Origin of the sequence: Reichenbachiella carrageenanivorans (genome assembly GCF_025639805.1) — a bacterium.
GTDB lineage: Bacteria > Bacteroidota > Bacteroidia > Cytophagales > Cyclobacteriaceae > Reichenbachiella > Reichenbachiella carrageenanivorans.
In genome coordinates, this window is record NZ_CP106735.1 from 1,389,677 (window position 1) to 1,414,157 (window position 24,481).

Here is a 24,481-nt window from a genome sequence, read left to right on the forward strand (position 1 = left end):
TTCAATCCTCTGGCAACTCAGCTTCTAACGACCGAATCACATTATTCAAATCGTGCATCACATCCGATTCGGCTATTCGAAGTGTACAATAACCCAATTTCGCTAGTGTCTCATCTCGTATTCGATCTGCCTCTTTCTTATCATCGTGTGATCGCCCATCCAGTTCCACAACCAAATGAAGTTTCCGACATACAAAGTCAGCTATGTATTTATCAATCGGGAATTGTCTGTTGAATTGTAGGCCATAGAAGCCTCTCGCTCGAAGCACCTCCGACCAGAGTTTTATTTCTTCTGGCGTGCTGTTGTTTCTAAGCTTCCGTGCATAGGGCTTAAGGTATTTATTGTTAGGCATAGATTGAAATTAGCAAATTATGGAGTGAAGTGCAATTTCAATCCCCCCCTAGCCCCCTTTTACAAGGTGGGAGTTTTGTTCCCCTTTTTTAAAAGGAGGCTAGGGGGATTCTTTACCTAAAATCCGGCATATCCAATTTCTTGGCGATTCTATGTGCAGCGTTGAGAAGTCCTACGTGGCTATAGGCCTGCGGGAAGTTGCCCCACATGCTGCCGTCCTTTTCGTTTACATCCTCGCTGAGCAGTCCTACGTGGTTGGAGTAGCCGACCAGATTGTCGAAGTACTCTACCGCTTCGTCTACTCGGCCTACACAGGCCAGCGCTTCTACATACCAGAAAGCACAAATCAAGAACGTAGTCTCTGGCTCGCCAAAATCATCCTGATGCTTGTACCTATAAAATAAGCCATTGGATGCTTTTAGGTCTTTTTCCATCGCTTGCAAGTGCAATTTGGCTCTTTCAGAATTATTGTCTAGATAATTCATGTTGATCAGCTGCAGACAGCTGGCATCCATACGTTCTGTGCCGATGGCCTGACTGTAGCCCATTTTGCTGGCGCTGTAGCATTGCTCGATTTTAGCTTTGGCCATTTTGCCTAGCCTTTGAGCCATTTTGCCCATTTTTTCATCTTTCAGTACTACGGCGATTTTTTCTGCTGCCAAGCTACCCGCCCAGTGAAATAGGTAAGTATAGCAATGCGCCTGGCTTAGGTTTCTAAACTCCCAAAGCCCCGCATCGGTCTGCTCCATGGTCTTTTCGATCAGTCCCAGTGTTTTGAAAATCAAATCGCCAGAATCATACCTTTCGGTAAATAAAATCCGCTGATCATAGTACAGTGGCAAAAGTGAAAGGAGTACCTGACCGTACACATCATTCTGAATATGCTCATAGGCCTGATTGCCCACACGTACAGGCTGATTGCCTTGGTAGCCTTTCAAGTCGGTTTCTATCTCGATCAAATCTTTTTCTCCACCTATCCCAAACAACGGTTGGTAGCGATCGTTTTCGCCACTGGTGATGTTCATGATGTAGTGAAAATATTTTTCTAATTCCTCAAAGTGACCAATGTTGTTGAAGGCATTGAGCGTATAAAAGGTATCTCGCATCCAGCAGAAGCGATAATCCCAATTTCGTGTAGAGCCTGGCGACTCAGGCAAACTCGTAGTGGTAGCCGCTACGATGGCACCAGTATCTTCATACTGGTGAATTTTCAAAATCAATGCCGAGCGGATCGCCGCTTTTTGGTAAAAATTGGCAATGCTGGCCGTTTTCACCCATTTGTGCCAATAGTTGACCGTACGGTTGAGGAATAGCTCAGCAGTTTCTTTCAGATCCGACTCTAGTGGAGGCCCAAAAGTGAGGATCAAATATTTTGTTTCGTTGAGCACGAAATCCTGATCATTCATCAAGTAGCTCAACGAGATGTTGGTGGTCAGGCGTACCTGAGAGTCTAGTCCGATGTAGCGAATGTGATTGCTACCCATGCTGCGCTCTGGGCGAGTTTTACCATAGTCGCCTACAGGGTCACACACTACTTTGATGTTAGGGTGATCCGAAATAGGTTCTATTTTTCTGATGAGCATCAGTGGTTTGTAGCTGCGCTCGTGCTGGAGGTATCTTGGCGCAAAATCCGTTACTCGATATTTGCCCGTGGCACATTCTATTTCGGTGCAGAGTACATTAGTATTTTCGAGATAGTATTGTTTGGATTCAAAATCTCCTTCGGCTGGCAGAGCCGAAAACTCACCTCCTTTTTCGTCGTCGATCAGTTTGCCGAAAATAAAGCTACTGTCGAATCTGGGCCAGCACATCCATGAGATGTTGGTGTCCGTTTTGATGTGGGCGGTATAAGCACAATTGCCAATTACGCCAAAGTCATAGGTGTGTCTTTTGTCCATTGATCAGGGATTAAGAATTTCAAGAAAAATGCTTTTGGATCGTGCGCTATAGAGATTGAATAAAATCTGGCCAATTCAACCAATACGCTAAAATGATGAAATATTATCAATTAATGCCATAATTATTGCAACTTTGTTCAGCGAAAATTCACATTTATTAATAAACACACAATGAGAAAGAAAATAGTAGCGGGAAATTGGAAAATGAACAATGACCTGGAAGCGGGCAAAAAATTGGCGCTAGAAGTACTGGAAAAAGCCACAGGCAACGAAGAGGCACAAATCGTGTTGGGTACGCCTTTCATTCATTTGACTACCTTGGCAGTATCTGTCGTAGGCCAAAAGGGAATCGAAGTGGCAGCTCAAAACTGTAGCGACAAGGCGTCTGGTGCTTATACAGGAGAGGTCTCTGCCGAAATGATTAAATCTACAGGAGTCAACTATGTGATTCTGGGGCATAGCGAGAGACGAGAATATTTCAACGAAACCAACGAGCAGCTGGCTGCTAAATTGGATTTGGCATTAGCCAATGACTTGACTCCTATCTTTTGCTGTGGAGAACCGTTGGAAATTAGAGAAGCTGATACGCAGTACGACTATGTGAAAAAACAATTGACCGAGAGTCTATTTCATTTATCTGCTGAAGATTTTGCTAAAATATCTATTGCATACGAACCAATTTGGGCGATTGGTACGGGCAAAACAGCCACTTCGGCACAAGCACAAGAAATGCACGCAGAATTGAGAAGCCACTTGGCGAGCCAGTTTGGTCAGGCAGCAGCGGACGCTTGCCCGATCCTATACGGCGGTAGCTGCAAGCCTTCCAACGCGAAGGAGATATTTGAAGGGCCAGACGTAGACGGCGGACTGATCGGAGGCGCTTCTTTGAATGCAGATGACTTCCTAGCGATTGTCAACGCGTTCTGAGTTTAGGTGCGTTAAACAACATTTTCCCGTTTTTTTGGACCATACTTTTTTCTATGTAAAATAAGTATGATCCAAATTTCTTTGATTGCTTAATGTGCACCTTTACTATATCATAATAGTAATGTTTTATCGATCTGAAGAATTTGGAATAACCTGAAGAAAATTAAAACAGATTAAAAATAAGAAATACGGATGATCTCATTTATCATAACCTTACTGATATGGAATTGGCCAGTAGCGGTACAGGGTCAATTAGATCCTTGTGAAGTCTACGGAAAAATTTATATAGAGTCTAATCCTAATTATGCTCATTTTAGAGTGTATGAGGATGATTCTGAGGCCTTTGCTGATATTCTTATTTTTGAAGAAGAGAATTCGCTGTATGCCGATGAGGTAGGTCATTGGTCTTTTGTGGATGATCGAGATTTTGCTGATGTTTACATATACTTTGAAAAAGACAGATATATGGCAGATTTCGCAGTGTATTACACCGATTACGCGTCCTTTGCCGGCTGCAACAGATAGATGACATTTACAAAAATTACATTTCAAACCAACCGTGAATTTGCTGATATTCTCACTGCCGAACTTGGCGAGATGGGGTTTGACACTTTCGAAGAGACAGATCAAGGCGTGGATGCTTATATTTTGACTGAGCGTTTTTCAGAAAGTGATCTGAGAGAGATGGTGGATCGCTACCTGCCCATAGCACAGATCGAATACAAGATAGAAACCATAGAAAAGCAAAACTGGAATGAAGAGTGGGAGAAAAACTACGACCCTATTGCTGTGGATACACGGTGCAGGGTACGAGCCACTTTTCACGAGCCAGATGATGCTTATGATCATGAGATAGTGATTACGCCCAAAATGTCTTTTGGCACGGGGCATCATGCCACTACTCAAGGCATGCTGGAGCTACAGCTCGATGGAGATTTTGAAGGCAAGACAGTGCTAGACGTAGGATCTGGTACGGGTATATTGGCGATCATGGCGGCCAAACTGGGCGCAGCGTATGTGGAAGCCACAGATATAGACCAGTGGTGTGTAGAAAACGGCTTGGAGAATTTTGCCCTCAATGGGCTAAATGAGGTGGTCTATCATAAAGGTGCGATCGAAGTGCTCACACTCAATAAAACGAGCTACGACGTGGTGATAGCCAACATCAACAAGAACGTGCTGCTGGATGAAATGCCACATTATGCAATCCTTTTAGAAAAAGGAGCCAAGTTGTATTTGAGTGGCTTTTATGAAGAAGATATCCCTGATATAAAAAAGAGTACCGACTCATATGGTCTTTTGCTAGAAAAGTCAGTAATAAAAGATAACTGGACGGCGTTGATGTTCAGTAAATACTGATAAAGCGCATAGCATATCACAATCGGTTTACTATCTTTAGCAGTTGATTCAGAATAGCATTGCATGGTCTGGCATAGACGTATATACCTTCTTCTTTTTTTCACTCTTTCGGCAAGTTTAACTCAAGCCCAATACTTCAGGTTTTCTCACGAACCCGATCAATTCGTGGAGGATGCGGTGAAGAATTTGAATGCTATAGATACCGAATCGGCCAAGAAAGTCGCTTACGATTTTAGAAATGCTTGGAGGGCTAATTTTAACGATGAACAGAAAGCTTCCGTTATTGAGCTGTGTCGCAAGATGGAAGATCGGCGGTTTAGCACACGCCCTTATTACGAATACTTTTTTAGCCTCATCACTTACGCCATTACGCAAGAAGGTGCCAAATCTGATGAAATATCAAATACCCTAGACGTTTGTCATTATGCTGTAGATCATTACACCAAGTATGAGGTAGAGGATTTTTATAAAACACTAACTTTCTTTTTTGCCAGAGGTGCGCTGTACCATACGCATTACAATAAGCTCTCGACCAAAGGAGGTTCCTATAAGGTAGAGCTCCTTGCCGAGACTTTGCCCGTAGTAGATACAGAAGAGGGCGAAGAAGTAGTGGAGGATGACGGGTACATTACAGAAGATGAAATCCCTACAGAAGTAGTAGAAGAATCTACCAGCTCAGATGATTGGGGATCGGACGATGGTTGGGGTAGCGACGATGGCTGGGGTTCGGATGATGGCTGGGGTAGTGACGATAGTTGGGGCAACAATAGTAGTTCCGATGATTTTTATGCAGAGGAAGAGGAAACAGTAGTAGAAGATAAGCCTACAGTGCTACAACGCCAGACTTTTTCATTGGAAAAAATAGACCTCGTGGCTGAAATGAAAGCCAATGATATAGACCCTGTATTAGCGGGGCCAGTACTGCAGCTTACAGGTATTGATTTCAAAATAGCCACCCCATACGATACGCTTTCGATTACCAATGCTTCAGGCACATTTTTGATTAAAGAGCAGGTTTTTGTAGGTACTTCTGGAGAACTCGATTGGCCAGATGACTTACGAGGAACCGATGGAGCGGTGGTCTTATTAGAAGGATATTCTTTCAACGTACGTAAGCCTGTTTTGAAAACGTCAAGGGCAAAATTGAAATATACGGGCTTGTTTGAAGGTGAAATACCTGGTGCTTTTTATTTCAAAAGTGGCAAGCGTCTTCCTCATGAAGAAAAAATGTATCCACAGTTTATATCGCATCATTCAACGCATGCACTGAGTTTACCAGGAGAGCGACTCAAATACCTTGGAGGGTATGCTATCAAAGGCGCTAGAAAATATGGGACATCTGTATCCAAAGTGCCATCTACAGTAGAAGTGACAGATGGCAATGGGCGATCATTTGTAGCCAAGGCAGTAGAGTATTCATTTGTAGATTCTTTGATTTTATCTAATCAAGCTGGGTTTGTATTGCATCACGGCAATGATTCAATCTACCATCATGCTGTACGCTTTTCTTATGATCAGGGCAGTGCTCAGCTTACGCTTTTGAAAGACAAGGGGGCTTATAAGAATACTTACTACTTTTCTTCCTTTTTTAAATTGGAGTTTAAGGCCGATATGCTCAAGTGGAATTTAAAGGCCGACAGTATTGATATTTCTATATTGAATGCCAAAAACAGAGTGCCTGCACTTTTCGAATCAGAAGAATATTTTAATCCGCTGAGGTATAAAAAAATGACGGGCTTGTTTGAGTTTCATCCAGTCAGAGCAGTAGTAGAGTTTGCCCGGTTGGTGCAAAGCCCTGAATACAACCTGATGGAGATGCAGGAACACTTTAAAATCAAACCAGGACTGGCTTTGCCTGCAATGGAGTTTTTGAAGCAAAACAACTATATACTATTCGACGAAGAAAATCTCCAAATCACGGTGCTTCGTAAAGCTTTTCACTATGTGATGGCCTATACCAAACAAAAAGATTTTGACAACATTCTCATTTCTTCGTTGAACCCAAATGGCCCAAACGCCTCACTTAATTTTGAAACAGGGGAGATGGAGGTTCGGGGCGTGACTCGTATCGTGGTCACACCAGATCAAGATGTGCGAATTACCCCAGACTCGAGTAGAATCACACTACTCGAAGACAAAAACATAAGGTTTAGCGGAGGGGTTAATGCAGGTGATTTTCAATATCGTGGACGAAAATTTTTCTTCAATTACGATGAATATTTGATCCAAATGCCAGAAATCGATTCTATTAGAATTCAGGTAGACTTTCACGAAGGGGGCGAAGTACACAAGACCTCATTGAGCAACCACCTGACACAGACCTCTGGTACGCTGTACATCAATCATCCTAAAAACAAGGCAGGGGTGCGTAGATATGCTCAATATCCATATTTTGTCTCAGATTCGGAGGCCATTGTTTATTTCGACGGGCCAGATGTATTGAATGGTGCTTACGACAAGTCGGTATATTTTGTCGTTCCGCCTTTTGAAATGGACAGTATCAACCGAGAAGATGCCGCAGGTATAGCATTCAAAGGTACGTTTCATTCAGGGGGAATCATTCCGCCTATAGAGCAGGACTTGATCATTATGCCTGACCGTTCGCTAGGGTTTGAGCACGTGATACCACCAGGAGGCTATCCGCTCTATGAAGGAGAAGGAGTGCTCTACGATAGCATATCGTTGAATAGTGATGGGTTGAGAGCTGATGGGCGAATCGATTACAGAACGACTACAGTGATCTCTGATGATTTTATTTTCTACCCAGATTCGGTCTCTGCAGTAGGGCAAGAAGGGGTGATCAAAGAAGGACAAATGGATGCTGCTTCTTACCCAGAAGCGGTATTGGCCAACTACAAAATGCTCTGGAAGCCACTCAAAGACAGTATGTATATCGCCAACAGAGAAGAGCCTTTTCAGTTTTATAATTCTACGGCATCGCTCGACGGTAAGGCCAATATTACTGCTGCAGGAGTATATGGATCAGGTACGATGCTTTCGAGAGGATCCAAATCTGTGTCAAGTGAATTTCATTTTAGTCAGTATGAATACTCTGGTAGGCATGCGGATTTTGAAATCTTGACAGACAACCCTGACAAACCTGCCATGAAAGGAGATGACGTGTCGCTCGACTTTAACCTACTGGATAATATTGCTTCAGTGAGACCAGAGGAAGAGGGAGTTGCAGCCATTAGTTTTCCGTATGCTCAGATGAAAACCTCAATTACGGAGGCCACTTGGTATCTCGATTCAGATCGAGTGGCGATGACAAAACCTGATGCAGTCGATATTTCTTCGTCATATTTTTATACTACCCGAGAAGAGTTGGATTCTTTGGCTTTCAATGCGACCAACGCTATCTACGACATCAATTCATATGAACTCAATGTTCAGGGAATCCCTTATATCAAAGTAGCCGATGCAGAGGTTATTCCAGACAACAATGAAACAACCATTTATGAAAATGCCGTCTTGAGACCATTCGAAAACGCCAAATTGAAAATTGACACCCTCAACGGCTATCATAATTTGTTTGACGGAAACATTACCGTGATCTCAAGTAAGAAATTTGAAGGGTATGCCACGTATGAGTTGGTAAATTCGGCACAAGATACATTTGCAATCAAATTTGATAGCTTCGAATTGCAAGGCTTCCAAGTAGGGAAAAATAAATACGACAGTATGACGGTATCAGGAGGTACGGTGTTAGAATCTCAAAAGCTGCAACCTTCTCCAGGGTTCTTCTTTGCGGGAGACGTCACGATGTATGCCGATCGAAAAAACCTAAAAATGGATGGTCAGGTGAAGCCTAATATTAAAAGTCTTGGCTCGTTCGATTATTGGATTAATTATTCGGTACCCGAAGGACAAGATGAGGTAGTCATAGATATAGATACTGCCACTACGACTACAGGTCAGCCCGTAGTAGCGGGGCTGTTGTACAACAGTGTAACCTATGATTTGTACATGGCCTATGTTCAGGATAAAATCCGTGACGCCGATGAATATATTTTTAAAGCAGGTGGGCTTCTTACTTATAACGATTCATTGTCAGAATTCAGAATAGAAGATCTTTCTAAGACAGAAAACCACACCTATGCTGGTCGTAGTTTTATATACAATGACAACACGGGTCAATTGCTGTTTGAAGGACCTTTGGACTTAATTAAAAACAAACCAGAGTTTTCGATGGAGACCACAGCTTTAGGTTTTGCTAAGCCAGATTCTAATACTTATTTCATGGATGCTATGATTGGGTTCCAGATGAAACTACACCCCACTGTGATTAATGCTATGACGGCCAACATCACCGATGTAGTGGCGCAGATAGGGCCAGAGCCTGCACATGGCAACAACATCGAGGTGATGTATAAGCTGGCAGATATGATCGGCGATGAAGAAACTAAAGATTATGAAAATCAATCCATGAATGAATACACGGCTATGGTGGAAAGTTCGTCTAAGTTGATTAAAACATTATTTATTTCCAATGTGAATTTGTCTTGGTCGCACAAACATCGAGCGTTTTATAATACATCGAAGCTGGGGCTGTCTCATATTTTGGAAACAGACATCAATGCTCTTTCAGATGGTTTTATGGAAATCAAAAAGTCAGATACAGGCGATGATATCGTACACTTGTTTCTGCAAATTGCTCCATCTACTTGGTACTTTTTTAGTTATGAAGAAGGGCGTTTGCTGATGTTCTCTTCTAATGCTGATTTTAACAACTTTGTAGCGGAGAATTCGACCATCAGTAGCACGGGACTAGGGGAGTATACTACTGTTCTTGGCGATGAGTTTGAGGTGTTGAAGTTTGTTAATGATTTCCGTAATAGATATTATGGCATCAATGAAGCTTACAACCTAGAGTATCCTGAGGAGACACACCTAGAAGAAGATATCTATCAGACCATCGAGGAAGTAACGGATACCCCAGAAGAGGAAATACAACCTAAAGAGGAAGACTACAATACGTTTGAAGAATTAGAAGAAGATGAGGACGACGGGTTCTAAAAAAGCAAAGTCTTAAACTTTGCTTTCTTCCCAGCCTCCAAATAACCAGTTGCCTGCAGCGTTAGGGTTGTCACTGCGCATAAACTGATCCACTGATTTGATCAATTCCTCAGCAGACAAGCGACCGTCCTGATTGGTATCCAAATTTCTAAATGCCTTAGGGGCAAATCGCACTTCTATTCTCATACCAATGAAAAGGTCGATATACTCCGTTTGTGAAATATAGCCGTCATCGTTGATGTCAAATAACTTGAAGAGAGTTGTTACGAAATTGTGTAGGTATTTTTTGTATGAGTCAAGGTTTTTAGGGTCGAGAAGCACGGTCATAAACTGCAACCATTGTTGCTGTGTGCCCTGCTCATTCTCCACATATGGTACTAATTTGTTCCAGATGCCTTTGGTCATACCCATGATTACTTCGTAGTCTGGGGTATCGAGATCGATGTCTCGAATGATGGCCAAGTTTTCGCCTATAGCTTCGAAATCGTCAGATTCGATAGATCCATTTTTATCAAAATCGAGGATGTTGAAAAAATGAGAAAGCTTCTTAATTTGTAGTGGTGTCAGCATAATGTATCAAACTTATAAATTCTGTAAGATTTTACCTACGGTTGCCCTCTTCTTATAATCTGGATCGAAGAAAGCGTATAATATTTTTTTGTTTTGGCCGATGATATAGGTGGCAGGCACGGGAAGATTTGGTCCGTTGTCGCCATTGGTCACGGCTAGATCTATACCCCAGTTATTATATTTTTCCAAGATAGCTTCTTCGAGTTTGAATGCTACATGGTAGGTATTCATGATGGCCAGGTCTTGGTCGTATAGGATTTTGAACGAAGCACCTGTTTTGTCTACTGTCTTTTGAACACTCTCCGGTTGCTCTGGAGTGACGGCTACTACGATACCTCCTTTTTCGGTAATGAAGTTGAGAGAGTCCTCCATTTGCGACAATTGTTTGTTGCAATGTGGACACCAAAACCCCCTATAAAACATCAAAACTACAGGGCCTTTTTTCAGGGCCTCGTATAGTTCGAAAGTTTCTCCATTCTGATCTACGCTTTTGAAGTTTAGCGCTTTATCACCTGGGTTGAGTTGAAATGGTGCTTCTTGAGCCAGACTATGTTGCGACCACAGCGCCACAAACAAAAACAGTATCCATCCAAACTTTACTCCTGTACTTTTCATAGTTTTTATATTTAGGCTAATATAGCGGTTAATGCCATTCATAAACAAATTTACTAGTCAAATGAAGTGCCAAAAGAGAGCTTTATAAAGTAGGGATTTATTGTACTTTCAAGATATCTTTCATGTGAAAGATGAAATTTTTTAAGGCCTGTTCCCAAGTGAGATCGGCATCCCATCTCGATCCAAGGTACACATCTTTGGTATAGACATGCTTGACGTAGTATTTGTAGACGACAGCATCTACTGGTAAAGTATTGAGTGCGCTGCTTGCTTGGATCGTAACATAGTCGGTCTCGTAGGGATCGGTATCAAAGTTGAGTATTTGCTTTACGGTTTTGCCAGTGCCATGTATAGTAAGCAAGGAAAATTGATAGCCAGCATTGTATATATCATCGTCGTTCGAACTATCGAATAGCACATAGTCTAGCGGATAGTCTTTCATGATCTCGATGAGTCTTTCATTTTTTCGATCTACTTCGAGATTGTAAGCAGCGATTTTTTGGCGTGTAGCGGCGTCAAGTGCCGCACTGTCTTCCATTATATATTTTTGAAATTTGGGGACGACGAGCTTGTCTACTTTCAGGTCTAGTGCATAGGTAGGAATGCGTCTTCCTTTGATGATCTGGGTGTCGTTAAAAAATTCTGGAATGTCTAGGATTAGGTAATTTTCCAGTTCCATTTCGGCGCGGTACACGTCCTTGCGCATTTCAGAGAGAATCACATCGAGTACAGGGCCTTCGGTTTGCCAGGCTTTTTGTTTTTCAGAAATAAAAGTTGGAGCATCGTTATACGCACTTAAAGTGATTTTAAACGACTCTACTCCTGCTTCGTTTTTGGGTGATTGTTCGAGTACGATGATGTATTTGATTTCTCGCTCAGTCATTTCCCTAGCAAAGGATTCGCTTACATCAGGACTGGCAAATACGTCGTCGAGGTAGTAGTAGGCTACAGCATCTATTTTCATTTGCCTGAAAGCATTGTGCACTTTGGCCGAGAGGCCTTTCCAATCTTCTCGAACGTTTGGATCTTTTTGACTTCGAGGTACAGATACGAATACGACTGATTTTCTAGATAGCAGATACTTTGGCAAGTGTGGCTGAATATCCAGGTTTTTCATATCTAGCCACTGGGTACCAGAGGGTTGTGCAAGCAAAGTGGTGGAGCTTTCTGCTAGGGCGAAAACAATAAGAAGAGAGACGATAAGTGCTTGGATGTGCGTACGCAAAGAGAAAAATTTTAATTCGGTTATTGATAAAATCAACGCTGAAAAATAGCCAAATTGATGCACTTCCACGTATTTTTATTTGAAATAATCTATAGCCGTATGAACAAGCATAAATGTGAATGGGCACTAGGCCATTTTGATGCCTACGAAAATTATCACGATCAGGAATGGGGAGTGCCGTGTCACGATGACAAAATTCATTTCGAATTTTTGATTCTCGAAAGTGCACAAGCGGGACTGAGCTGGAGTACGGTACTCAAAAAAAGAGCAGGGTATCAGCTGGCTTTTGCCAATTTTGAGGTGAATCAAGTAGCCCAATTTGATGAGTCTCAAATAGCGACTTTAATGATTAATCCTGCAATCATTCGCAATGAACAAAAGATACGAGCAGCAGTCAACAATGCCCAACGTTTTTTGGAAGTACAGCAAGAGTTTAGTTCGTTTTCAAAATACATTTGGTCATTTGTGGGCGATCAGCCGATCGTGGGTCATTGGGCTACTAAGCAAGATGTACCTGCTACTACTGCCGAATCGGATGCTCTGAGCAAAGACTTAAAAAAAAGAGGGTTCAAATTTGTAGGTAGCACGACCATATATGCCCATATGCAAGCCACGGGATTGGTCAATGATCACACCACGGACTGTTATAGATATCAGGAACTTTTGAGATGAGTGGATTCTTATTTATCTTCGCTGTGTTAATTAAAAAGAACTAAGATTATGTTTAATCCAGCAGTTACTTCAGGAGTAGATTTATTTGTAAATATTGTAATCGTTTTGGCCAGTTTTGGTGCGGCGGTTTCTTTGATCGACTTCAGAAATACCAACAAGAAAAAAGAAGAAGAGGCTTAATTTTTAGACGCGTCTTTTACAAAATATTAAATCCCGCTTTTGGCGGGATTTTTAGGTTATGCCACTTCGAGCAATTGTTTGACTTCGTCGAGGATCGATGAAGCAGCCGTATTGACGGCCACCCGCAAGGCCTTTAGCCCACTTACTCCTTGCAATTCTTCGAGCTCTAACTCTTCCACTTTCCCTGCGAGTAGTTCCTTATGCGTGAGATAGTCGATATACTGACGATACGCAATAGCATCTTTCTCTTGTGAGTAGATGATGGCAATTTTTCCTGGTTGGGTGATGCGCTCCTTGGTATGTTTGGCTAGTGCTTTGTCGATCCTTTTTTTGGTGATTTCATAGCGGATATTATATGCACCATCCACATCAAATTTCTTTTCGTCTTGTCGAAATTTAATGGCAAGCGGATTGGCATGTACCAATATCAAATGGGTAGTTTCGAGCGGCATGGCTAGTGTAGGCATCATGGCTGCTGTACGGCTCGCAATTTCTGCGGTGACTACCAGTTGCCATAAACGTAGATTTCTCAAATACACTTCGTCGAAGACTAAGTGCTCTACCATAGACGCCCCGATGTAAATATTGTGTTCTACACCATCTGTTTTATATTTTTCAAAAAAATGAGGAAACATCTTCTGCGCCTTTTTTTCTTCTTCGTCTAGGATACTGCCTATGGTGTCGTTGATCGTAGTCAGGCTATTTTCAAAATCTCTTCTGTGCTCATACACGACACCGATGTTTGGATCCAATGCTTCCCAATACGCTTTAGCAAATTCTCGTTCTTGAGGGTGATTAGCTTCGATATTTCGAATAACAGGTTCCACCTCTTGTTGAATAAACTCAAGAATGATGGACTCGTCGCCTGTTACCAATTTGTTTTTGATTTTTCTTCTGAATTGATCTAGTCGAAAAATAGTTTCATCTAATACAGGTAACGGGGTGATTTTTATAGCGATGTTGAGAGCCTGCTTGGCTAGCTGCAGCTGGCGACTCAAGTCCTTATATATACACTGGTGCCTCACTACAGACGAGTTTCGGATATCCGAAGCAGCATACAGTGGGTATACTTCATTAAATACGATTTGGGGAGCTACAGGTGTTTTATGTTGTGCGATTTGCTCTAGCATCTGGTGAGCTGCATTGTTGAATTTCCACTCTACCGACGGGTGAATGGACGTGTACTTTTCTTTGATTAGTGTCTGGATGTTGTTTTCTAGCTCTTCAGAACTTCGTTTGACTGCGATGGCGAATAGCGGCAAAACCTCACGAATTTTAGTGAGAGCCAAAGCATTCAGGTCTCCTCTATTGGGAGAAGCCAATTCGAGCAAACCCACAAATTCGTCGTTGTAAAATAATGGATTGAGGATCAGGTTCTGAACCCCATTTTCTTGCAACTCATCGGACTTGCTCTGAAGCGGCCGACAGCAATCGGCCATATCTTCTATCACCATAGGCTCGGCCTGATTGGCAAATTGCTCAAGCAAATCTGCAGTAGTATGAGGACATTCTATATGGTTGCTTTCTCCCATCAAAATACTGCGCTGGGACTCTCCCCCAAAATTAAAAAATCGATTTTTGCTTTTGTGATAACCTGAGATGCCGAGCTTTACATCTGAAAGTTGCAACAATGACCTAAACTTTTGCTCTAAGTCTAGAAAGCTGACTTTTTCTGTAATGCTATTTTTTTCTAGTAGACTCTCTTTCATGCGAGAGAGTACTTGATCTTTGGTCACCTCGATGAGCTTGAAAACGATCAAACCCTGAAACTCAAATAAACTTGGAGGTAGCATGTCTATCCATACTTCTACATCTTCTATATGACTGGTGAGGTGTTTGATGTCCTGATCGGTGAGTTTGGGCAAGTCACCCTTCAGAACGATTTCACAAAACTTAGGATTGATCATGATTTTGAAATACCGCTTTAGTCCCGTTTTTTGACTGGTGAGCGTATAGATGATATCCTTGTCTAGCTCGATATTGATACCGTAATAAGTCTTCATAATGGCGAAGTAGCCCGACATGGCCTTGTGCAACATAATTTGTGAGATCTCTTCAGGGTCTAGTAGGGCCTCATAAGACCCTGCTTCTTCCATGAGCTGTTTATAGGCTTGGGTAGAGTGAATGTCTAGTTTTTTGAATGGAGCTATAGCAGAAACCATTTCTTCCTCTTCGGTATAGGGAGAAAATATGGCCGTCATGAGCAGATCTATGGTGTCTTGATGCTGCTCCAAAAGAGCAGGGTCTTCGATGGGCTCGAGCAATGCAGGCGCTTGACGAACCTGCTCCATGATCGTAAGAGCAGTATTGGCCAAATACTTATTGGGATCGTTGGTTCTTACTTGCCAATAATCAATTAAGTTGGTCAAACTCAATTTGCATTCGAATGGAAATTCCATTCTAGTGTTACATTGATCTAATTTTGCGTCCATGGTCCTTTTGAAAAGCTTTAACGTGCGAACGTCGAGGAACCGCTATTAGTTTCATGGGCTCATAGATCGCTGCAAAAAAGAATTAACAAATTTATCATATGTATCCCTCTGGTATTGAATGGTGATATTCTTATCTTTCTTTCTCATTTTGGAATAAAAGCATTGGAAGAACATAAGAATACAGAACAGGAAAGTGAAGACGTGCTAGAAGCTCAGGAGTCTACAAACTCATATTTTAATAGAGATCTTAGTTGGCTCACTTTCAATTATAGAGTACTGCAAGAGGCAAAGAGCAAAGAAGTGCCGCTGTTTGAGCGGTTGAGATTTTTGGCTATTTATTCTTCCAATCAAGATGAATTTTTCAGGGTACGTGTAGCCAATATCCGCCGATTGGTAGAAATAGGCAAGAAAAAAATCAATAAAGCGTTGGACATCGATCCAGACGAATTGTTGGACAAGCTGCATGAGCGTATTCAGATTCAGCTCGAAGAGTACGGTCATACCATGCGCAATAATGTACTGAAGGAGCTAGAAAAGAATGGTGTATTTATCATGGATCCTGATCAGCTCAACGAAGACCAAAGAGCGACATGTCTTCATTATTTTAAAACTAAGGTCCTCTCTTTTTTGCAGCCGTATCATTTCAATCTCACCATGCGTGAGCCTTTCCTTAATAATAGGGAGCTTTATTTTGCACTCAAGCTGAGGAGTAAATTTTCGCAAGGGATCAAATTTGCCTTTCTCAATATTCCTTCGAACCGTTTGCCAAGGTTTTTCAAAATTCCATCGCCGACTTTCCAATTTCATTATATTTTTTTAGATGATATTGTAAAAATGCATTTGGATTTTGTGTTTCCAGATTATGAGGTGCTAGAGTGCAAGAGTATCAAAATGAATAAAGATGCTGATCTCAATATTGAGGACGAGTTTAGTGGAGACTTGGTAGAAAAAATTCAGAAACAAATTCAAAAAAGAAATTTAGGGACACCGTCTCGCTTCCTATTCGATCGTACCATGTCGCCAGAGTTGTTAGACAATTTTACCGACGTATTTCATTTGTCGGAAGACGATTTGGTTTCTGGTGGTCGTTATCACAGCTTGTTTGATTTTATGGATTTTCCCAACCCAATAGGCGGAGCATTAGAATTTGAACCTCAGGTATCCCTACAGAGCAACAAAATAGATAATCATCGTTCAATTTTCACTGCCATTGATGAAGCGGATCGGATGCTTCATTTTCCGTACCATAGTTATAATTATATCCTGCAGTTTTTCAATCAAGCGGCTATCGACCCACATGTAGCAGAGATTAAGGTTACGTTTTATCGTATGGCTTCGGATTCTTTGATTGGAAATGCATTGATCTCTGCTGCCAAAAATGGCAAAAAAGTCACTGTGTTTATTGAGCTCAAAGCTCGATTCGACGAGGAAAATAATTTGCTCTGGGCCGAAAAAATGCAGAAAGAAGGGATCCGTATTATCTTTAGCATACCAGGGCTAAAAGTACACGCCAAAGTAGCACTGGTGAAGAAAAAAACCGACGATGGATCTAACAAAATATATTGCTTCTTTGGTACAGGAAATCTCAACGAAAAAACGGCCAGTATCTATTGCGATCATGGTCTGCTGACCTGTCACGAAAAGATGGGAGAAGAACTGGACGAAGTATTTAAATATCTCTACAAGAGAAAACAACCGAAGCCATTTAAACACCTTTTGGTTTCTCAGTTCAATATCATCGAAGAGTTTAATGAGCTGATAGATCGTGAGATTAATCATGTAAAGAAAGGGCGAGCGGGCAAAATAATCATTAAGCTCAATAATATCGAGGAACGGGGAATGATCGACAAGCTCTATGAAGCGAGTCGCGCCGGGGTGAAAATAGAAATGATCGTAAGAAGCATTTGCTGTCTGATACCAGGCGTGAAAGGAATGAGTGAAAATATCACCGTACGAAGAATCGTAGGGAGATACTTGGAGCATGCGAGAGTTTTTTGGTTTAAAAACAACGGCAAAGACGAGCTGTTTATGGGCTCGGCTGACTGGATGAAGCGAAACCTAAAAAGCCGAGTGGAAGTGACATACCCTATCTATGATGAGGCCTTGAAACAAGAGGTTAAAGAAATTTTAAACCTACAGTTACAAGACAATACCAAAGCCGTGATGCTCGATGAACAGCAAAACAATATTCGCGTAGAGCGGGGCAAGGGCGAAAAGCTCTATCATGCTCAGGAAGATACTTACCAGATGGTTAAAAAGTGGGAACAGGTAAGTTAGCCAGTGAATCTTCTATGAACATGGCTTCGCGGAGTGTATTGTATTCCATATCATTGGCTCTTACAAAGCCGTCTATGCCATAGAGTGATCCTAGCGAAGTTTTAGCTTCGGGAGTAGACATAAACTTGATTAAGGCATTGCCTATTTCGTAAGCTAATTTTTTATCGATTTGTCGTCCGATGGCAATTGGATCGTTTGGGATCGGTCGAGTGATGGTCACTACTTTCACCTTCTGTGCCAAGTCTGGATATTCATCTAAGAGTCGAGCTCTGGCGTCTCTTATTTTGCCTTCGCTGTCTGGTGCAGAGTAGTACGTGGCTCCAGCGTCTACTTCGCCGTTGTATATCATGCGTACTACAGCGCTATGGCTGCCGCCAAAAATCACTTTGGACGGGACAATATTGTTTTCGAAAAGGATGTGATGCGGGTATAAATACCCAGAGGCTGAAGCAGGATCTGTATAGGCCATAGATTTGCCTTGTAGCCCTTCTATATCTTCGATACCCAATTCGGCACTGGCTATGATTTGACCATAATAGGAGGCAGACCGAAATCGAATGATTTTCAATTGTGCCTTGACTCCATAGGCATCTTTGGCTTTGATATAGCTCAGCGAATTCATTAGCGCCACGTGGGCTTCATCTCTGGCAAATGCCATAATCATGTCTTGATAAGTGCTGGGGATGTGCATTTCGAAAAACAAACCAGTTTCTGTAGTTAAGAACTCGAAAAGTGGCGCCAATTTTTCTCTCATCTCATCCTCGCTGGTTTGTTTGGTCAAATAAAACCTGATCGGTTGTTTCTTTGAACCAAAAGAGACCGATGAGATCATGCCTTTGGCGGTTTCTTCAGAGACTAGATCCGTTTTCTCCATGAGCTCATTGAGTAGCTTTTCTGGGTCGACGTCCTGTTTTTTCTTTTGTGAACACGACCATAGACATGTGGCAAATACGGCAAAATATAGAAGGGTTTTCATCTGATTTCGATAAGAAATATTTAGTACATGTATTGATTCTTGAAGAAGGCTTCGGCTATGATAAATGACAAAACAGCGATTACAAAACCAAACATAAACACCGTATAGGCGACACGGAGCCTTCGGTATTTTTTGCCTAATACGGCACCTAGATAATAGATGTCTTTGATTAGGCTGCCATATAGATACTTGCTGTCATTCATAAGTTCGTTCATGCCCCATTCATATTCTTCGAGGCTCATTTTGTGGAAATTCCCAAAAAAGAGAAGGTTTGTTCGCTTGTTCATGATGTCACTTTTAGTGAACAACCCTTTAGAAATATTGGGACGAGTGGCAAGGATACTCAATACGATAGTGATTAGACAAACAACAGTCAGTAGTATCGTGGGAATGATAAAATGTGGATATTCTTCTAACTTTCGAATCAGCACTGAGATGATAATGGAAAGTATGATCGAATTGATTGAGATCATGATGTTGGCCTTGTTGTCTGCCATGGCACTTAGATCCAAGTGGTTTTTCGAAGTGGTTCGAAACATCGTTTCGATACCCCTAGTGGGTTTGTTCTCTTTTTCGGTCGCTTTTGCTAATTTTTTCTCTAGGCTTGCTATTTTCTTTTTCAGGTCTGCCGGACGTTCTTTTTTTGCTTTGGATATTTTCATTTGGATTGCCTCTAGGTTTTGGGCTTGTCCAGCGGTAAAGTTCTTTTTCGCATATGCTGTAAAATAGGTGTGCCTGCTTAAAAACTCCGCATTGATTTTATTCCAAGAGGATTCCTTAAACGCTTCTTCTTTGACCTCTTCCCATTCTTTTTTGAGGAGTTTGGATCGTTCCTCAAACTGATCGGTAGACAGATGGTATAAGTCTGCGTCGCAGAGAACAGCTTCCATTGTATTGAGTGGCCGCTGGGGCATCATGGTGGCCATGATACATCCTTCTATTTGGGAGATTCGGTCTTTGGGAAAACCCAATAATTCTAAAAAAGCACGGGCTACCTCTACACTCTTTTTTTCATGACAGTCACAGTCGTAGGCATGACCTACATCATGAAACCAAGCGGCTATCGCTATTGTTTCTTGGTCTTCTATATTCAAGCCTTCGCCTTTGGCGATTTCTAAGGAGGCCTTTACTACTTCTTCGGTATGGGTCAAGTTGTGGTAGCAAAACTGAGACGGCAGCTCACTTTTCAGAGATGATCGTACGTGATCCGCCACTTGGGTCAATACAGAAGTTTGAATCGCCATTGTTTTATGAGTTGAAGCACAAATTAACAAAAATGAGTTGAAACAAATTTGTCATAGAAGGTGTAACATACGATACGCATTTCATAATTTTATTGTTCGAGCCAAAACCCACTCAATATAACCGAGAACTCATGCCAAAAGCAAAAATTTATTTATTAGTTGCTTGGACCTTTATGTTCGGTTGTCAGCACAATTCGCGACCCACAGCAGAGGCCTTATTTCATTTTGTACCTCAGCAGTTCAAACAGTACAATCTTCAAAAACCAGATGCCAAGTATTTTCTCCCCTACGTGCTAGAAGAAATATCGGGTATGGCTTATTACCAACCGGGCATCATTGCCTGTATTCAAGATGAAGACGGGAAAGTATTTTTTTATAATCACAAGACGAGAGAAATAGAAAACACTGTACGGTTCGAAGGGGCTGGCGATTACGAAGGTTTAGCCTCCGATGGAGAAAAGCTATACGTAGCGGAGAGTAATGGACACATTTACAAAATAGAAATCGGATCACATGGCGATATACACAAGGTGAAAAAGTATAAGACGGCACTTAAAAAGCAAAACGATGTGGAGGGTTTAGTCTATGACCCTACACTAGACAAACTTTTGGTGGCTTGTAAAGACGAGTCTAGCATCGAAGGCAAAAAACAGAAAGGGCGGTCGTTCTATTATTTCGACCTAGAGGACAAAAAAATAGAGAAAAAGGCTGCCTTCAATATTTCTAGACATGATATCAAAAAGTACCTTGAAGCGCACAAAGATTTTGAATACGAAGTCAATCGTATCAATTTCAAACCTTCAGGTATCGCATTACACCCGATCAATGATCATTTTTATATTATCGCTTCTATTGGTAAATTGATGCTGATCACAGACAAGCAAGGCACTATTAAAGGGAGTATCCCGCTCGATCCCAGACTACTAGGCCAACCAGAAGGTATTTGTTTTGCGCCTAATGGTGATCTGTTTATTTCTAGCGAAGGACAAGGAGATAAGGGCTATATTTTAAAGTTTAACATGAATTGATGATTCGATCCACCTTATTATTTATTGTCCTTGGGTTTTCCATTATTGGCTGGGCTCAGTCTCCTTCTACTCAGCATCAGGTTTTTTTGATAGGTGATGCGGGAGAGCCCAAACGAGCCACAGAAAACCTTTCGTCACTCAAGGAGCAATTGCAATCCGCAGGTAAGAACGCTACACTCATTTTTTTGGGGGACAATATTTACCCGAAAGGGTTGCCACCTAAAGAGCATCCAGGGCGAAAAGAGGCGGAAGAGAAATTGAAATTGCAGTTAGACATTACCAAAAAATTTGAAGGACGCACCATTGTCATTCCGGGTAACCATGATTGGGAAAAAGGGAGAAAAGAAGGTTGGAAGTATGTAAACGAACAAGAACGTTTTGTAAAAGAATATTTCGATAGTAAAAAGGTGTTTTACCCTAAAGACGGACACCCCGGCCCAGAAGAAATAAAACTTGCCGAAGGGCTTTATTTGATTGTGTTTGACATGCAATGGATACTCCATGCTTGGGAAAAACCACTGGAACATGATCCGTTAGAAAAAATGCTGCCGCTGGATGTGATAATGGACATCACCTCATTACTCGAAGAACATAAAAACGATCATGTTATTTTGGCTTCTCATCATCCTCTTTATAGCTATGGAGCACATGGAGGCAAATTTCCTTTGAAAACACACTTATTTCCACTCACAGAGTTGAACGAAAATCTTTATGTTCCGCTGCCTGTGGTCGGGTCTATCTACCCTGCTTATCGTGCCACTGCGGGATCTATCCAAGATATTCCTCACCCAGAGTACAAGACTATTCGTAATACGCTCGAACACTTTCTAAAACAATACCCCAACGTGGTCTATGTGGCTGGTCATGAGCATTCGCTACAGCATATTCAAAAAGATGGGGTCAACTATGTGGTGAGTGGCTCGGGTTCGAAAGCGACCTATCTCAAAGAAAATGGAGAGTACTTGGCTTTCGGAAAATCTATTGTTGGATTTGGTAAACTAAATTTCGACCAGGCCGATGTGTCTGTGGAGTTTTGGGCAGCAGACGATCAAAGTACCAAGGGGAAAAAAATCTATGAGGGAGGTTTGTATCAATTTAAGTATATACCCGATCCGAATGCCAATTATCCCAGATACGATTTTCATACTCAACTCATGACTACTGCTGCCTCAGAGCAGTATGAGGCGTCTAAAGGCAAGCGGGTATGGATGGGCGACAATTATCGTGCAGAGTGGAGCCAGCCAGTGACTGTACCTATATTTAATATCACAGAAGAAAAAGGAGGGCTAGAAGTAGTCAAACGAGGAGGAGGTATGCAGACCAACTCCCTACGGTTAGAAGCTAAAGATGGTCGCCAATATGTGCTGCGATCGGTAGAGAAATATGCTAACAAAGCAGTGCCTGACCTTCTTCAGGAAACCTTTGCGGTAAAGGTCGTACAGGATCAAATCAGCTCTAGCCATCCGTATGGTGCTTTTGTAGTACCACCATTGGCAGAAGCCGTGGGCATTTATCACACCAATCCTCGCCTCGTATATGTGCCCGACGATGGTGCATTTGGGACGTACCGGGAGGTGCTGGCGGGAGAATTGGCGCTGTTCGAAGAGCGACCAAGTGGAGACTGGTCAGATGCTAAGTTTTTTGGCAATTCCACTGATATCGTGGGTTCGCCAGAGGTACAAGAAGAGCTGCAAGACGACAACGACAATAGTGTAGACCAAAACTTTGTGCTTCGCAATAGATTGTTTGACATGGTGATAGGCGACTGGGATCGTCATGAAGACCAGTGGCGCTGGGCTTCTTTCGAGAAAGGCAAAGGCAATCTGTATCGCCCCATACCAAGAGACCGTGATCAGGTCTTTTTTATAAACGATGGCATTTTGCCCAAAATAGCCAGTAGGAAATGGGCGATGCCTAAGATTGAAGGGTTCAACGAGAATATGCGTTGGGCACCTGGGTTCAATTTTAACGCGCGCTACTTCGATCGCATATTTATGAACGAACCCGACAGAGACGAATGGCAGCAAATGATCCAACTGATTCAAGACAGCCTCACGGACGAAGTCATAGAAAATGCCATTAGAAAGTGGCCCGAAAATGTATATGCCTTGTCAGGCGAACGTACAGTAGCGACGCTGAAGGCGAGAAGAGATCATCTTGATGAATATGCTACAGCGTTTTATGAAAGTCTCTCCAAACAAGTGAACGTAGTAGGGACAGATAAAAAAGAATTGTTTTTAATAGAGAATTTGAACAAAGATCAGCTGAGAGTAACGTCTCATAAAATCTCTAAAAAAGGGCACATAGAGCAACCGCTATACCACCGTACGTTCGACGCTGCTGATACCAAAGAAGTAAGAATCTACGGGCTCGATGATGAGGATAGATTTAAGATTTCGGGAGATACAAAAAGCAAAGTGAAAGTTCGAGTGATCGGAGGAGAAGGAGACGATGAGATATTTGATATGACCTCTAACCAATCGGCACAAAATGTAAAAGTATATGACCTCAAAAAAGAAACGCTGTTTTCGACGGTAGATACGAGTTTTAAACCCCGGTTGAGTCGTGATCCAGATATTAACAATTATAATAAGTATGAGTTTAAATATGATCTGCTGCTGCCGCTGGTCGTAGGCTCGTACAACAGGGACGACGGCGTATTTGTAGGAGGGGGATTTATGTATACCAGGCATGGTTGGCGCAAAGAACCCTTTGCTTCTAGGCATCGCCTCATGGCCGATGTCGCCATAGCTACAGGGGCATTCAATGTAGCGTATAAGGGAGATTTCACCGATGTTTTTGGTAAGTGGAACCTCAATGCAGTAGTGGATGTGAAACGACCCGTAGTCAACAACTTTTTTGGCTTGGGCAACGAGTCTGTCTATGACGAAGACCGAGGCATAGACTATTATCGCTTGCGAGTAGAGGACTATTATTATGCGTTGTCGCTCTATAACGAAATAGGGAATAGTGGAAAAATAAGTTTGGGGCTACACCAGCGCAGTATAGAGGTAGAAAACAACAGTGGGACGTTTATCTCCTCTCCTGGGTTCAATGAGTTCAATACCGATGTACTCTTCGATGATAGAAGGCATTATGGAGGTGGTTTTGCCTCTCTTGAGTTCGACACTCGTGACGAAAAACTGTTTCCTTCTCGGGGGCTTTATTGGGAGTCTGAGTGGAGCAGTTACTATGGGCTTAGCGATCGCGCCACAAACTACAAACACTTGCATTCCAGCTTGTCCTTGTATTATAGTTTTCAGTTTCCAGCTATCGTTACTTTGGCCTCTCGGACAGGATATGCGCACAATTTTGGTGAGTTTAGCAGAGACGAGTTTTATAATGCCAACACTCTGGGTGGTCGAAGCAATCTGCGGGGCTATCGAAAGACTCGCTTTTATGGACGTACAAGTTTTTACCAAAACGTAGACCTTAGACTCAAACTGTTAGATTTTTCATCTGTCCTGTTTCCCGGAAAACTGGGGCTGCTGGGTTTTTATGATATAGGTAGGGTATGGACAGATCAATCGTCTAGTGCGTGGCACAGAGCAGCTGGGGTAGGCTTGTGGGTGGCACCATTGAGCAAAGTAGCGGCATCTTTGTCTTATGCTTTTTCTCCAGAAGAAAATCTGATTTCGCTTGATTTTGGCTTTTTCTTCTAATGTAGAGGGAAGCATGCTATAGAATATTTCACTACTTTTAGTTCAATTA

The 24,481-nt window shown here is 42.1% G+C and carries 17 protein-coding genes; 9 read left to right on the top strand and 8 right to left on the bottom strand.

Features of this window, described 5'->3' with window-relative positions:
• Window position 1: 1 nt before the first annotated feature.
• The gene (locus tag N7E81_RS05515; RefSeq protein WP_263052286.1) at window positions 2–352 is read right to left on the bottom strand and encodes an endonuclease domain-containing protein; all 351 of its coding nucleotides are present in this window, start codon (window positions 350–352) and stop codon (window positions 2–4) included.
• Window positions 353–464: 112 nt separating this feature from the next.
• The gene (locus N7E81_RS05520; protein WP_263052287.1) at window positions 465–2,249 is read right to left on the bottom strand and encodes a glycoside hydrolase family 15 protein; all 1,785 of its coding nucleotides are present in this window, start codon (window positions 2,247–2,249) and stop codon (window positions 465–467) included.
• Between the two features lie 171 nt (window positions 2,250–2,420).
• Between N7E81_RS05520 and tpiA the strand changes: the two genes are divergently transcribed.
• The 4 genes from tpiA (at window position 2,421) to N7E81_RS05540 (ending at window position 9,551) form a co-directional block, all read left to right on the top strand.
• Entirely contained in the window at window positions 2,421–3,176 is a 756-nt protein-coding gene (tpiA, locus tag N7E81_RS05525; RefSeq protein ID WP_263052288.1) for a triose-phosphate isomerase, read from the top strand.
• Window positions 3,177–3,368: 192 nt separating this feature from the next.
• On the top strand, window positions 3,369–3,701 hold the full coding sequence (locus tag N7E81_RS05530; RefSeq protein ID WP_263052289.1) for a DUF6150 family protein: 333 nt from the start codon (window positions 3,369–3,371) through the stop codon (window positions 3,699–3,701).
• Window positions 3,702–4,535 (top strand): 50S ribosomal protein L11 methyltransferase, encoded by an 834-nt coding sequence (gene prmA / locus N7E81_RS05535; protein ID WP_263052290.1) that lies wholly within the window; start codon window positions 3,702–3,704, stop codon window positions 4,533–4,535.
• A 63-nt stretch (window positions 4,536–4,598) separates the two neighbouring features.
• Window positions 4,599–9,551, top strand: coding sequence for a hypothetical protein (locus N7E81_RS05540; protein WP_263052291.1), 4,953 nt, complete (start codon window positions 4,599–4,601; stop codon window positions 9,549–9,551).
• Window positions 9,552–9,563: 12 nt separating this feature from the next.
• On the opposite strand, the gene N7E81_RS05545 is transcribed toward N7E81_RS05540, so the two are convergent.
• The 3 genes from N7E81_RS05545 to N7E81_RS05555 all read right to left on the bottom strand — a co-directional run bounded on the left by N7E81_RS05545 (window position 9,564) and on the right by N7E81_RS05555 (window position 11,961).
• Window positions 9,564–10,121 carry an EF-hand domain-containing protein gene (locus tag N7E81_RS05545; RefSeq protein WP_263052292.1) on the bottom strand — a complete coding sequence of 186 codons (558 nt, stop codon included), beginning with the start codon at window positions 10,119–10,121 and terminating at the stop codon, window positions 9,564–9,566.
• 12 nt (window positions 10,122–10,133) lie between these two features.
• Window positions 10,134–10,736, bottom strand: coding sequence for a peroxiredoxin-like family protein (locus tag N7E81_RS05550; protein ID WP_263052293.1), 603 nt, complete (start codon window positions 10,734–10,736; stop codon window positions 10,134–10,136).
• A 97-nt stretch (window positions 10,737–10,833) separates the two neighbouring features.
• Window positions 10,834–11,961: a hypothetical protein gene (locus N7E81_RS05555; protein ID WP_263052294.1), complete on the bottom strand. Its 1,128-nt coding sequence runs from the start codon at window positions 11,959–11,961 to the stop codon at window positions 10,834–10,836.
• A 99-nt stretch (window positions 11,962–12,060) separates the two neighbouring features.
• Between N7E81_RS05555 and N7E81_RS05560 the strand changes: the two genes are divergently transcribed.
• Window positions 12,061–12,633, top strand: coding sequence for a DNA-3-methyladenine glycosylase I (locus N7E81_RS05560; RefSeq protein WP_263052295.1), 573 nt, complete (start codon window positions 12,061–12,063; stop codon window positions 12,631–12,633).
• Between the two features lie 48 nt (window positions 12,634–12,681).
• Complete coding sequence (locus N7E81_RS05565; protein WP_263052296.1) at window positions 12,682–12,813, top strand: hypothetical protein; 132 nt, start codon at window positions 12,682–12,684, stop codon at window positions 12,811–12,813.
• 56 nt (window positions 12,814–12,869) lie between these two features.
• Here the strand turns inward: N7E81_RS05565 and N7E81_RS05570 are convergent, their stop codons facing one another.
• Window positions 12,870–15,245 carry a GAF domain-containing protein gene (locus N7E81_RS05570; RefSeq protein WP_263052297.1) on the bottom strand — a complete coding sequence of 792 codons (2,376 nt, stop codon included), beginning with the start codon at window positions 15,243–15,245 and terminating at the stop codon, window positions 12,870–12,872.
• A gap of 162 nt (window positions 15,246–15,407) precedes the next feature.
• Between N7E81_RS05570 and ppk1 the strand changes: the two genes are divergently transcribed.
• A complete protein-coding gene (ppk1, locus tag N7E81_RS05575) occupies window positions 15,408–17,522 on the top strand; it encodes a polyphosphate kinase 1 (RefSeq protein WP_263052298.1) in 2,115 nt (704 codons plus the stop codon).
• On the opposite strand, the gene N7E81_RS05580 is transcribed toward ppk1, so the two are convergent.
• Together N7E81_RS05580 and N7E81_RS05585 are read right to left on the bottom strand one after the other, a co-directional pair.
• Entirely contained in the window at window positions 17,497–18,498 is a 1,002-nt protein-coding gene (locus tag N7E81_RS05580) for a phosphate/phosphite/phosphonate ABC transporter substrate-binding protein (RefSeq protein WP_263052299.1), read from the bottom strand. The two genes, ppk1 and N7E81_RS05580, sit on opposite strands and share 26 nt — an antisense overlap.
• A 20-nt stretch (window positions 18,499–18,518) precedes the next feature.
• On the bottom strand, window positions 18,519–19,742 hold the full coding sequence (locus N7E81_RS05585; RefSeq protein WP_263052300.1) for a Pycsar system effector family protein: 1,224 nt from the start codon (window positions 19,740–19,742) through the stop codon (window positions 18,519–18,521).
• A gap of 131 nt (window positions 19,743–19,873) precedes the next feature.
• On the opposite strand from N7E81_RS05585, the gene N7E81_RS05590 reads away from it, so the two are divergent.
• Together N7E81_RS05590 and N7E81_RS05595 are read left to right on the top strand one after the other, a co-directional pair.
• Window positions 19,874–20,770: an SdiA-regulated domain-containing protein gene (locus N7E81_RS05590; RefSeq protein WP_263052301.1), complete on the top strand. Its 897-nt coding sequence runs from the start codon at window positions 19,874–19,876 to the stop codon at window positions 20,768–20,770.
• Window positions 20,770–24,432 (top strand): BamA/TamA family outer membrane protein, encoded by a 3,663-nt coding sequence (locus tag N7E81_RS05595; protein ID WP_263052302.1) that lies wholly within the window; start codon window positions 20,770–20,772, stop codon window positions 24,430–24,432. Before N7E81_RS05590 ends, N7E81_RS05595 begins: the two co-directional genes overlap by 1 nt.
• Window positions 24,433–24,481: the final 49 nt, after the last annotated feature.

Coding starts and splice junctions, on each gene's coding strand:
- N7E81_RS05530 (WP_263052289.1), top strand. CDS start 3,369: ATGATCTCATTTATCATAACCTTACTGATATGGAATTGGCCAGTAGCG.
- N7E81_RS05585 (WP_263052300.1), bottom strand. CDS start 19,742: ATGGCGATTCAAACTTCTGTATTGACCCAAGTGGCGGATCACGTACGA.
- N7E81_RS05515 (WP_263052286.1), bottom strand. CDS start 352: ATGCCTAACAATAAATACCTTAAGCCCTATGCACGGAAGCTTAGAAAC.
- N7E81_RS05540 (WP_263052291.1), top strand. CDS start 4,599: ATGGTCTGGCATAGACGTATATACCTTCTTCTTTTTTTCACTCTTTCG.
- N7E81_RS05550 (WP_263052293.1), bottom strand. CDS start 10,736: ATGAAAAGTACAGGAGTAAAGTTTGGATGGATACTGTTTTTGTTTGTG.
- N7E81_RS05595 (WP_263052302.1), top strand. CDS start 20,770: ATGATTCGATCCACCTTATTATTTATTGTCCTTGGGTTTTCCATTATT.
- prmA (WP_263052290.1), top strand. CDS start 3,702: ATGACATTTACAAAAATTACATTTCAAACCAACCGTGAATTTGCTGAT.
- N7E81_RS05570 (WP_263052297.1), bottom strand. CDS start 15,245: ATGGACGCAAAATTAGATCAATGTAACACTAGAATGGAATTTCCATTC.
- N7E81_RS05590 (WP_263052301.1), top strand. CDS start 19,874: ATGCCAAAAGCAAAAATTTATTTATTAGTTGCTTGGACCTTTATGTTC.
- N7E81_RS05545 (WP_263052292.1), bottom strand. CDS start 10,121: ATGCTGACACCACTACAAATTAAGAAGCTTTCTCATTTTTTCAACATC.
- N7E81_RS05520 (WP_263052287.1), bottom strand. CDS start 2,249: ATGGACAAAAGACACACCTATGACTTTGGCGTAATTGGCAATTGTGCT.
- N7E81_RS05560 (WP_263052295.1), top strand. CDS start 12,061: ATGAACAAGCATAAATGTGAATGGGCACTAGGCCATTTTGATGCCTAC.
- N7E81_RS05565 (WP_263052296.1), top strand. CDS start 12,682: ATGTTTAATCCAGCAGTTACTTCAGGAGTAGATTTATTTGTAAATATT.
- N7E81_RS05580 (WP_263052299.1), bottom strand. CDS start 18,498: ATGAAAACCCTTCTATATTTTGCCGTATTTGCCACATGTCTATGGTCG.
- tpiA (WP_263052288.1), top strand. CDS start 2,421: ATGAGAAAGAAAATAGTAGCGGGAAATTGGAAAATGAACAATGACCTG.